This is a genomic window from Methylocella tundrae, from assembly GCF_901905185.1.
GTDB classification, from domain to species: domain Bacteria; phylum Pseudomonadota; class Alphaproteobacteria; order Rhizobiales; family Beijerinckiaceae; genus Methylocapsa; species Methylocapsa tundrae.
Window position 1 is genome coordinate 82,028 of the sequence record NZ_CABFMQ020000109.1, and the last position, 10,812, is coordinate 92,839.

11 protein-coding genes and 1 riboswitch are annotated in these 10,812 nt (G+C 63.5%); of the genes, 4 read left to right on the forward strand and 7 right to left on the reverse strand.

The features are described 5' to 3' along the window. Positions 1 to 24: 24 nt before the first annotated feature. Both MPC4_RS16670 and MPC4_RS16675 read left to right on the forward strand, forming a co-directional pair. Entirely contained in the window at positions 25 to 1,317 is a 1,293-nt protein-coding gene (locus MPC4_RS16670; protein WP_174513502.1) for a glutamate-5-semialdehyde dehydrogenase, read from the forward strand. Between the two features lie 38 nt (positions 1,318 to 1,355). Next, positions 1,356 to 2,000, forward strand: a complete 645-nt coding sequence (locus MPC4_RS16675) for a nicotinate-nucleotide adenylyltransferase (protein ID WP_174513584.1) — start codon at positions 1,356 to 1,358, stop codon at positions 1,998 to 2,000. Between the two features lie 20 nt (positions 2,001 to 2,020). Here MPC4_RS16675 and MPC4_RS16680 read toward each other — a convergent pair whose 3' ends face one another. From MPC4_RS16680 to cobD, 5 genes are all read right to left on the reverse strand, one after another. Continuing rightward, positions 2,021 to 2,797, reverse strand: coding sequence for a bestrophin-like domain (locus MPC4_RS16680; protein ID WP_174513503.1), 777 nt, complete (start codon positions 2,795 to 2,797; stop codon positions 2,021 to 2,023). A 47-nt stretch (positions 2,798 to 2,844) separates the two neighbouring features. Next, on the reverse strand, positions 2,845 to 4,305 hold the full coding sequence (locus MPC4_RS16685; RefSeq protein ID WP_174513504.1) for a 4Fe-4S binding protein: 1,461 nt from the start codon (positions 4,303 to 4,305) through the stop codon (positions 2,845 to 2,847). Between the two features lie 136 nt (positions 4,306 to 4,441). Further along, positions 4,442 to 4,792 (reverse strand): cupredoxin domain-containing protein, encoded by a 351-nt coding sequence (locus tag MPC4_RS16690; RefSeq protein ID WP_244605957.1) that lies wholly within the window; start codon positions 4,790 to 4,792, stop codon positions 4,442 to 4,444. A 58-nt stretch (positions 4,793 to 4,850) separates the two neighbouring features. Then, a complete protein-coding gene (locus tag MPC4_RS16695) occupies positions 4,851 to 5,396 on the reverse strand; it encodes an iron transporter (RefSeq protein WP_174513506.1) in 546 nt (181 codons plus the stop codon). A 172-nt stretch (positions 5,397 to 5,568) separates the two neighbouring features. After that, a complete protein-coding gene (gene cobD / locus MPC4_RS16700; RefSeq protein WP_244629070.1) occupies positions 5,569 to 6,636 on the reverse strand; it encodes a threonine-phosphate decarboxylase CobD in 1,068 nt (355 codons plus the stop codon). Positions 6,637 to 6,726: 90 nt separating this feature from the next. On the opposite strand from cobD, the gene cbiB reads away from it, so the two are divergent. Further along, positions 6,727 to 7,719, forward strand: a complete 993-nt coding sequence (cbiB, locus tag MPC4_RS16705) for an adenosylcobinamide-phosphate synthase CbiB (protein ID WP_174513508.1) — start codon at positions 6,727 to 6,729, stop codon at positions 7,717 to 7,719. On the opposite strand, the gene MPC4_RS16710 is transcribed toward cbiB, so the two are convergent. Then, positions 7,703 to 9,145: a cobyric acid synthase gene (locus MPC4_RS16710; RefSeq protein ID WP_174513585.1), complete on the reverse strand. Its 1,443-nt coding sequence runs from the start codon at positions 9,143 to 9,145 to the stop codon at positions 7,703 to 7,705. The two genes, cbiB and MPC4_RS16710, sit on opposite strands and share 17 nt — an antisense overlap. Before the next feature lie 20 nt (positions 9,146 to 9,165). After that, entirely contained in the window at positions 9,166 to 9,786 is a 621-nt protein-coding gene (cobO, locus tag MPC4_RS16715; protein ID WP_280514831.1) for a cob(I)yrinic acid a,c-diamide adenosyltransferase, read from the reverse strand. Between the two features lie 232 nt (positions 9,787 to 10,018). On the opposite strand from cobO, the gene MPC4_RS16720 reads away from it, so the two are divergent. Beyond that, positions 10,019 to 10,537, forward strand: coding sequence for a c-type cytochrome, methanol metabolism-related (locus MPC4_RS16720; RefSeq protein ID WP_174513510.1), 519 nt, complete (start codon positions 10,019 to 10,021; stop codon positions 10,535 to 10,537). 37 nt (positions 10,538 to 10,574) lie between these two features. After that, a riboswitch (cobalamin riboswitch) is annotated at positions 10,575 to 10,782 on the forward strand. Positions 10,783 to 10,812: the final 30 nt, after the last annotated feature.

Genomic DNA, 10,812 nt, shown 5'->3' on the forward strand with positions numbered 1-10,812 from the left:
GCGCAAAAGACTCGGGCAACGGCGATGGACAATTTGAAGCGCGTCGAAAACAGCGGCCAGGACGTGGAAACGCTGATGGCTGGACTGGGGCGCAAAGCGCGCCAAGCGGCCCACACGCTCTCTCTCGCGTCGACGGAGACGAAAAACCACGCCCTGCGAGCAGCGGCCGCGGCGATCCGGGCCAATGCCGAAGCGATCATGGCGGCCAATGCGCAGGATTTTTCCGCAGCCAAGGCCAAAGGCGTCTCCGGCTCTTTCCTTGATCGCCTGAACCTCGATTCCGGCCGCATCGAAGCCATGGCGAAAGGCGTCGAGGAGATCGCCGCCCTGCCCGATCCCGTCGGACGCGTGCTCGCGCGCTTTGAACGTCCGAACGGACTGTTGATCGAACGGGTCGCGACCCCGCTCGGAGTCATCGGCATTATTTATGAAAGCCGCCCCGCTGTGACCGCGGACGCCGGCGCGCTCTGCCTCAAGGCCGGCAACGCCGCGATTCTGCGCGGCGGCTCCGAGAGCCAGCGCTCGACGCAGGCGATCCACGCCTGTCTCGTCGCGGGGCTCACCGAGGCCGGGATGCCCCCCGCGGCGATCACGCTCGTGCCCGTCGTTGATCGCGCCGCCGTCGGCGCGATGCTGACCGGGCTCTCCGGCAATATCGACGTGATCGTGCCGCGCGGGGGCAAGAGCCTTGTAGCCAGGGTGCAAGAAGAAGCGCGCGTGCCCGTCTTCGCCCATCTTGAAGGGGTCGTGCATATTTTTGTCGATCGCGACGCCGATCTCGCGAAAGCGTCCAGAATCATTCTCAACGCGAAAATGCGCCGCACCGGCGTTTGCGGCGCGGTGGAGGCGCTGCTCATTGATCGCGCCTGCGCGCCGACGCATCTTGGCCCGCTTGTCAAAATGCTGATCGAGGCCGGCTGCGCCGTGCGCGGCGACGCGGAGGCCTGCGCCGCCGCCCCCCGCGTCACGCCGGCGAGGCCGGAGGATTGGGGCAAGGAATATCTCGACGCCATCATCGCCGTGCGCGTCGTCGAGGGGATCGACGAGGCGATCGCGCACATCGAAACTTATGGCTCGCATCATACCGACGGCGTCATCACCGAGAATGCGGCGACCGCGGAGCGTTTCCTCAAAGAGGTCGATTCGGCCATCGTCGTCCATAACGCCTCGACGCAATTCGCCGACGGCGGCGAATTCGGCTTCGGCGCCGAAATCGGCATCGCCACAGGGCGGATGCATGCGCGAGGTCCTGTCGGGCTCGAACAGCTGACCTCGTTCAAATATCGGGTGCATGGCAGCGGGCAGATTCGTCCGTGAGGATCAGCCCGCCACGTCTTGAGGCGCTTTACAGGCAAATAGACGTCGCTTCGCTCGAAGGGCACAGGGGCGGACAAGAACATCCAGGACTTGTCAGGCTGCCGCCGCACTATAAAGGGCTGCGCGTCGGGCTGTTCGGCGGGAGCTTCAATCCGCCACATAAGGGGCATCGCGCGGCGAGCTTGCTGGCGCTGCGGCGATTGCGGCTCGATCGCGTCTGGTGGCTCGTCAGTCCCGGCAATCCGCTGAAGGATAAGACGGAACTCGCTCCTCTGGGTCAGCGCATGGCTGCGGCGCAAAAGCTCGCCTGCCACCCACGGATCAAGGTCACAGGCGTCGAGGCGGCGATCGACACGACCTACAGTTTCGAGACGGTCGCTTATTTGAAACGACGTTGCCCCGGCGTTCATTTCGTGTGGATCATGGGCGCCGACAATCTCGCCGGATTTCACCGCTGGAAACGCTGGCGCGATCTCGTCGCTCTCGTGCCGATCGCGATCATCGACCGGCCGGGCTCGACACTAAAGGCCATGTCGACGCGGGCGGGACGGATGCTCGCTCCCTATAGGCTGCCCGAAAACGCCGCCGCGCGCCTTGCGGCTGCGAAGCCGCCGGCTTTCGTTTTCCTGCATGGGCCGCGCTCCCCGCTATCATCGACAGCGTTGCGCAAAAGCCGCCCATAGGCTGAGCCCCACCCGAGAGCCTACCGGCTGATGCCTTGCGCCGCGTCGATGAGCGGCTGCGCCGGCACCCGGATGAGCCCGTGAGTCGGCCTGTCGAGATCGAAAACCAGCATGATCAGCACCGCGACCGTGAGCGACATGATGAGGTCCGGCACACGCCTCTTCGCCCCGACGACGCCGGAATTATAGCCGGTGAACCCCATCGCCACCATTGCGACGCAGATCAGCATGGCCATCACGGCGACGGGGACGGGATAGCGCAACGCCGTGAGGCGCTTTTCATGGATGTTATTCATCTCGTTCAAGGATGCGACGAAGCGATCGACCGGGAGCGACTGCGGGGCCGCCGCGCTCACGGCCACGGCCTGCCGCCACAGCTTCCCCTGAATGTCGAGGGATTGAGCGATCTCTCTTTCCATATCCGACCGGTCGGCGGAAACGCCGAGCCTCACCCGAACGGCGGCATAGTCACGCAGCAAGGCGAGGACAGGTCCTTGCGCCGCCTCCGGCAGCATGAGGGCGAAATTCGCCGTGCTGCCGATGGCGTTGGCCTCCTCCAGCACCATTTTGCAGCGAGCGTCAAAACGCGACAGAGCAATGGAGAAACTGAAAGCCAGCAGCAGCGCGAGCAGACCAAGAGCCGCGGCGGTCAGCGTGCCGATGTCGGCGCCTTGCGATGAAGGTCCACGATACCGCCGCCCGATCCAATTGCCGAGTTCCGCGGCTCCCACGATGAAGATGACGGCCGCCGGATAAAAATTTCCCTTGCCTAGCTCAAAGGTCCCCAGGATGCTCACGCGAACTCCTCCCGGCGCTCAACTGACCTCGCGGCGGCGCTAAAACCCTACCAGATCCAGAAAAGCAGCGCCCAGCTGAAGACGCCGATCGAGGCGGCAAGCCCGGCGCCCGCTGTCGCAGCGAAACGGCGCAGAGGGCTTTTGGTCCAGCGGCCGGCGATCCGCCATGCCAGAACGATCGACCAGAGCGCCGCGCCCCCCAGCAATCCGGCGCGCAAGAGGCTGAGGAAAGCGAACGAGACGCCTTCGGCCCGCAGCAGGGAAACAGTGGTCATGCTAAGGCCCAGAAAGACGCCGCAGGCCGCAATCGGAATGAGGCTTTGCGCGAGATGGTGATAGCGCTCCGAGGCATAGGCGCCGAGACTGCGCGTCGCGCCGTACAGGCAGGCTGAAACCAGGGCGCCAATGGCGACGGCGGTGGCGGCGATGTAGAATATGAGAACGGCGCCGTCGAGAAGGGTCAGCTGATCGTTGACGTCCGGATAATTGGTGAAAATCCACCACGGAGCCGAAGCCTGCAAAGGCCACATGACGCCGCTGTCGATGAGCCAGGTCGCCAGATCCTGCTTGATCTCGACATACCAGGGGCTCGCCCCCCAATGGAACGCGCCAGCGGCGACCCCCATCAGGCCGAAAACGATGAGCAGCGTCTCGACGGGCTTGGGCGCCGCGCCCGCGACCTCGACGATCTCCTGATTTGGCGAACGCGGCGCAAGTTCGATGGCGTCGCGGAACCCGCTGCAGCGGCCGCACATATGGCAATCGTGATTGCCCTTCATCAACCGGAGCGGCACCAGCGGCGCGCAATTCACCCGCCTGACGCCTGCGTTATGCGCATGCCGCGATCTCGACCAGGCCTCTTCGTCGACCCTGAAATGAACCGGCGCGAGCTTCGCCAAAAGGCCGAAGACGCCATTCACGGGGCAAAGATAACGGCACCAGACGCGCTTGTTGCGGCCGTAAAGATAGCCAATGCCGATCGCGCCCGCCGTCGAGCCACCGAGGATCAGGAGAGCAGGCTTCGGATATTGATAGACGCTGATCATCTGGCCGTAAATCGTGGTGCAGACGAAAGCGACGAAAGGCCAGAATTTCCAGGTGACCCAGCGCGGCACCGCAAGGCCTCGGCCGTGACGGCTGACCATTTCCGTCAGCGCCCCTTCCGGACAGAAAACGCCGCACCAGGTGCGTCCGACCAGCACCATGCTGAGCAGCACAAAAGGCCACCAGACGCCCCAGAAGGCGAATTGGGCGAAGAGCGTGAGATTGGTCCAGATATGCGCCGTGCGTTCCGGCAAAGGCAGGAATGCAGGAACCGCGACCAGCAAGAGATAAGCGAAGACGACGACCCACTGCACGCGCCGGATCAGTTTCTGATGGAGCCGCAGCCAATCGCCGAAATGGCCGAGCGCGCGCGACAACGGCGAGCGCCGCGGCGGCTCGCCCCCCTGCGCCGACGGCCCCCCCGCGAGATCCGCCTCGGTCTCTCTCGCAACCAGATAAGCCATCGAATTCAGGTCTCCGCTCTCACGCCTGACGTCGCCAGCGCCTCGCTTAACGTATGCTTTTCTCCAAAATGTCTGCGACCGGTCGCGCTGCGCCTCACTTTATTGCGAGGCAGAGGCCGTTCCAGACAAGAGCTATTCATTTCGCAATGATAACGGCCTTTGGCGCGTCCGGGTGAAAATCATCGAAAAACTGATATTCGCCGGGGTCCAGCGTCCTGAACACGAGGATCGACGTCGAATTTGGCGCAAGCACTTTTTCCTTGCGCAATTCAGCGCTTTCGAATTCCGCCGGCGTATCGCCCGTATTACGCAGTTCAAGCTTGAAGCGCGTGTTGGCGGGCACCTCGACGCGCAAGGGCGCGACCTTGCCGTCGTGGAACTCGAGCGTAAACGTCGGCTCTTCGTCGGCGCTGAGAGGCGCTCCGATCAAAAGAAGGCTCAAGACAAGCCAAAGCGTCGCAACATTCTTCAAGCTTTTGCCTTCCATGCTGACGCGGCGCGCCTTGAGGCCGAATGCTGACATAAGGGGAGCGGCCTGCCGGCGGTCAATAGGCGCCCTTCTTCCCGGGCCCCGCGTAAGTAAACTCATACTCGACGGTGAAGGGCTTGAACCAGGGCGCGACGCCGGTCTCCTTATCGACATGACGTCCGAAGTGGGCATGCGGATTTTCATTCGGCGGAATGATCGTCAGGGCGAGCCTATACTTGCCGGGACCGAATAGTTTGACGTTATCGCCATAATGCGGGCCGTCGGCGGCGACCATCGGCATGAAGCTGCCCTTGAGGGTCTGATTGTCGTCGAGCTTGGTCAAAACGTAATCGACCCCAAGGTAGGGGATCCAGTCGCCCTGTGCAAATCCGTTGACGTTGCCTTTCGCCGCGTGGATGTCGGCTTCAAGATGAACGTCCGAATCCTTGGCCGGACGCATCATGTCCGGCGGGTCCATTTCGATCGGCTGCAGATAGACGGCGCCGATCTCCATGCCGCCTTGCTCCTGCGGCTTACCGATGGGATATTCCTTGGCGATGGCGGGAACCGCGACGAAAGACGCCAGGGCGAGAGCGACGAGAGCAGGGCCAAATAGCTTCATTTTTTCTCCTTGCGACGCCTCAGCGCACAGAAACTGGACAGGCCAGCAACGCGAAGCGGTTATCGCGTCTCGATTGACGAGGACTCTTAGACTAAAACGATGACATCTTGAAATAGGAGAATGAAACTTTATAATCACTCTAACAAGTCAAGTTTAGAATTCGTATAATCTATTACATCGCCTCAACGACGTTTGGCGCTTCAACGCCAAGGGCGCGTCGAAGGCGGTCGCGATCGTTCTCACGTCCCGGTATCGCGAGACGAAGCCAGTCTGGACGCGCGTCGAAGCGCCGCACCCAAATCCCGGCCCTGGCCAGCGCCTTGAAACGCCGCCCGGCGTCGGGCGCGGCCACAAGACGGAATAACGGGCTCCCGCCATAAAGCTCAAAACCCGCGCTTTTGAGAATCGCATCGAGCGCCGCGGCGTCCCCCTTCAGCCTTTCGCGCGCCGCCGCGAACCACGGCGAATCGGCAAGGGCTTGCGCGCCGATCGCGATCGCTGCGCCTGAGATTGGCCAGCACCCGAACGCCGCACGCAGCTTCAAAGCCATGTCGCGCGGCGCGATGGCGAAGCCAAGCCGGAGCCCCGGCAAGCCAAAGGTCTTGCCGAAGGATCGCAGAACGATGGCGCCGGATCGCGGCAGGTCTGGCGCAAGGCTGACGCCGGGTTCAAGAAAATCGGCGAAGGCTTCATCGACGATGAGAAGTTTGCCGCGCTCCCGAAAGCCTTCCGCCAAGCCGCGAAGGTCGTCGCGGGCAATGAGCCGGCCGTCCGGATTATTTGGATTGACGATGACGCCGACATCCTTGTCGCCAAACCCGTCGAGATCATTGACGATCGACGTCGCAGCGCCAGAGGCTCGCCAGGCGGAAAAATGTTCGAAATAGGTAAAGCCAAGGATGCCGACGCGACGCGCCGGAAAGAGATGCGGCAGCCAGTTGATGATGGCCTGCGTCCCCGGAGCCGCGACAATCTCCGCGTCACGCGAGGCCCCATAGGCGGTCCTGGCGGCGGCCTCGAGCGCGGCCAGCCCCGCCGCGTCCGGCAGACGCGTCGAGCTTTCGGCGGACGGCGGCGAGAAAGGATAGCAATAAGGATTGACGCCGGTCGAAAGATCAAGCCAAGGCTCAGGCGCGTATGGAAAAGCCCGGCGCGCAGCCGAAAGATCGCCGCCATGAGCTTGCCTTCCAGCGTCATGGCCGGGGATAAGGTCAGTCGCGCGTTCCGTGTTGCCGCTCAATTGCGGCGCCTCCTCGGAAAGCCGGTCAATCTGTCCTCGATCATGGTTTAACGCCTTACCGCCTTCACCGATTCCGCCGGACTTCGACCCATGGGTTTCACCGCGCATTTTGAGCTGGCCGTCCTTGCTGTAGCGATCGAGGCCGTGGTTGGCTACCCGCCCGCGCTTTACGCGGCGCTCGGCCATCCGGTCAGCTGGATCGGCGCTTTGATCTCGTATTGCGACCGGCGCCTCAATCGCGAGGACCGGTCTTTCGCGGAACGGCGCATTCTCGGCGCGGCCGCGCTTGGCTTCATATTGGCCGCCGCCGGGGGCGCGGCGTTCGTCATCAGCTCCCTCATCGTTCACTTGGCCCTGCCGAATTCGATCGCGCTTTGCCTGCTTGCGCTTATCGCTTCGAGCCTGATTGCGCAACGCAGCCTCCATTCTCATGTCCGCGCCGTGGCGTTGGCGCTTGAGCATCGCGGGCTGGAGGCAGGCCGCGCCGCGGTCGCCGCCATCGTCGGGCGCAACGTCAGCGCTCTGGATGCGGCGGGCGTCGCCCGGGCGGCGATCGAGAGCCTCGCCGAGAATTTTTCCGACGGGATCGTCGCGCCGGCGTTCTGGCTGGCCGCTGGCGGTCTCCCCGGCGGCGTCTGCTACAAGGCGATCAATACAGCCGACAGCATGATCGGCCACCTGACGCCGCGCCATGCCGCCTTCGGCTACGCCGCCGCCAAACTCGATGATGTCGTGAATTTCTTTCCCGCCCGCTTGTCCGTCCTCTGGATCGCCGTCGCCGCCATGTTCCTGAAAGGCGCTGGCGCGGGGGTCGCATGGCGCACGGCCTTGCGCGACGGGCGCGGCCACGCCTCCCCGAACGCCGGCTGGCCGGAGGCGGCATTCGCCGGAGCGCTTGGCCTCAAACTTGGCGGCCCGCGCCGCTATGGCGACAAGGAAATCGCTGATGCCTGGATCGGCAGCGGCGAGAGCGCCGCGACGAGCCGGGATATTTTTCGCGCGCTCGCCCTTTATCGACGCGCCTGCCTCGTCCACTGGGGCGCGCTGGCGCTCGCCGCACTGCTTCTTATTGTGCGAGGGTAAGCAGCAGGTCGAGGTCCATGTGGGTCTCAAGATGCCGGGCGATGGCGTCGAGCGCGCTTTCGACCGACGCCTCGTAAGATAGGCCCGAGCCAGAGCCGCCGAGGCGCGCCAGCAGCGCGCTGCGCTGCGCCGGCTCGCTGAACAATCCATGCACGTAGCAGCCGCTGATGCGGCCGTCGGCGGAGACGGCGCCATCGCGGCGGCCGTCGTCGAAAATAACCATCGGCCGATCGCAGCCAGCACCCTCGGTGCGGCCAAGATGCATCTCATAGCCCTTGAATGGCGCGCCGTCGGCCGCCTCCCTGCCCCGCACGGGAGCCAAAACCTTTTCGGCCGCGAGTTCTGTGGCGATATCGAGCAGACCAAGCCCCGCCGTCTCGCCGGGCGCGCCCTCCAGGCCTTGATGGTCGCTAAGGCGTTGGCCCAGCATCTGATATCCGCCGCAGAGGCCGATGACATGGCCGCCGCGCCGCACATGGGCGGCAAGGTCAATGTCCCAGCCCTCGCGCCGGAAAGCCGAAAGATCCGCGATCGTCGTTTTGGAGCCCGGCAGAAGAACGAGCGTTGCTTCCGCCGGCAAAGGCTCGCCGGAGCGGACCATGATGAGCGAAAGATCGCTCTCGAGCTCCAAAGGATCGAGATCGTCGAAATTGGAAATCCCCGGCAGGAGCGGAACGGCGACGAGGATTTTTCCGGTCCCCGAACGCCGCTTCCCGGCCAGGCCAAGAGCGTCCTCGGCCGGCAGGCGAGCCGCGTCAGGGCAAAATGGAATAAGCCCCAGATTCGGCCAACCGGTCATTTGCTCGATCAGCGCCATGCCGTCCGAAAAAAGCGCCGGATCGCCGCGAAATTTGTTGACGAGAAAGCCTTTGATCATCCTCGCGTCGGCGGGATCGATCACCGCCTTGGTCCCGACGATCTGGGCGATGACGCCGCCACGGTCGATATCTCCCATCAAAATCACAGGCGCGTCAGCGGCGCGTGAAAATCCCATATTGGCGATGTCATTCTTGCGCAGATTGATCTCCGAGGCGCTTCCCGCGCCTTCCACGATGACGAGATCGCACTTTTGCGCAAGGCGCTCGAAGCTTTCGAGAACGGGGGCCAGCAGCTTCGGCTTCCAGTCCTGATACTCACGCGCCGCGGCGGTCCCAACGACGCGCCCGCGCAGCACCACCTGCGCGCCAATGTTGCTTTGCGGCTTGAGCAGCACCGGGTTCATGTCGACGCTCGCCACGGCGCCGCAAGCCAGCGCCTGCAGCGCCTGAGCGCGCCCAATCTCGCCTCCGTCCGCGGTGACGGCGGCATTGTTCGACATGTTCTGCGGCTTGAAAGGCAGGACTTTGAGGCCGCGGTTGCGATAAGCGCGGCAGAGACCGGCGACGATCAGCGATTTGCCGACGTCGGACCCGGTGCCCTGCAGCATCAGGACTTTTGCGCGCCGCATCAAAACTCGATGCCCTGCTGCGCTTTGACGCCAGCCGAGAAATGATGCTTGACCAAACTCATTTCGGTGACGAGATCGGCGGCCGCAATGAGCTCCGCCTTGGCGTTGCGGCCCGTGACGATGACATGGAGGTCGGGTCTGCGGCCGCTAAGCTCCGCGACGACCATCGCGAGCGGCAGGTAATCATAGCGCAGCGCAATGTTCAGCTCATCGAGCACGATCAGCTTGATCGCGGGATCGGCCATGAGGTCCAGCGCTTTCGCCCAGGCCGCTTCGGCCGCGGCCACGTCGCGCGCGCGATCCTGGGTCTCCCAGGTAAACCCCTCCCCCATCGAATGCCAGGCGACGAGATCGGGAAAGCGGCGGAACATGTCGCGCTCGCCAGTCTCCCAGGCTCCCTTGATGAATTGCACGACGCCGCACCGCCAGCCATGGCCGAGCGCGCGCAGCAAAAGTCCGAAGGCCGCCGTCGACTTGCCCTTGCCGGCGCCGGTGTGGACGATCAGGAGTCCTTTTCCGGTGATGGCTTTGCCGGCGACCTCGGCGTCCTGAACGGCCTTGCGCTTTTGCATTTTTTCACGGTGGCGCAAGGCTTTCGCCTCATCCGATAATTCGCTCAACGCAGCCGTCCCGTCAAAGCCTGTTGCAAAGGCGACGATGACCGCAGACAAAACGGCCGCCTTTTCGTGATTCATACATTAAAAATCGCGGGCGCGGGTTGCGACCTTATTGCAGCTTGGCAAGTTTGCTTTTTCTCGTCACACAATCGTGCTTGGCCGACGTCGATGTTTCGACTTATGCCGTCGGCCGGTCAAAAAACGAAGCCCGCTGCGGGCGATGGGAGGATCAAGGATGAAGATAACGGCTCTGCTTCGCTGCCTGCTCGCCGGCGGTTTTGTCGTCGCCGCGAGCGCGGCTCGCTCTGATGGAGCCGGTGACCCAGCGCCCGTCAGTTCGACGGACGGGCAATATTTTGATAAGGACGGCAACCCGACCTACAAGATCGGCAAGGACGGCAAAGTCGACTGGTACACCTTCATCGGTTACCGCATGTACGGCGCCAACTGCCTCCAGTGCCACGGTCCGGACGCCCTCGGCTCCTCCTATGCGCCCTCTCTCGTCGATTCTTTGAAGTCGCTCTCGACCCAGCAGGTGCTCGGAACGATCATCGGCGGCAAGCGTGACGTCACCGCGGCGCAGGATCTGGTGATGCCCTCGTTCGGGGAAAACAAGAACGTCATGTGCTATCTCAACCCCATTTACACCTATTTGCGGGCGCGCTCGGACGGCGCATTGGGCCGCGAGCGGCCGAGCGACCACGAGGCGAAGCCGGTCGACTGGGAAAAGACGGTCGACGACTGCTTCAAGTGAGGCTGGGGCTTCCGATTGACATAGCGCCCATTCCGTCTAGTGTCTGGCCTGTAACGGTCCCTCTATACGAGGGGTAAATGGGAATGTGGCGCCGCGTTCGGAAGAACGCCAATCCACAGCTGCCCCCGCAACTGTAAGCGGGTAGTCGCATGCCGGGACGCCACTGGGGGCCTTAAAACCCTTGGGAAGGCGGCATGCGACGCCGATCCGCAAGCCAGGAAACCTGCCGTTCGATCGAGGATAGGCCGGCGGGGAGCTCCGGCCCCAATCGATGC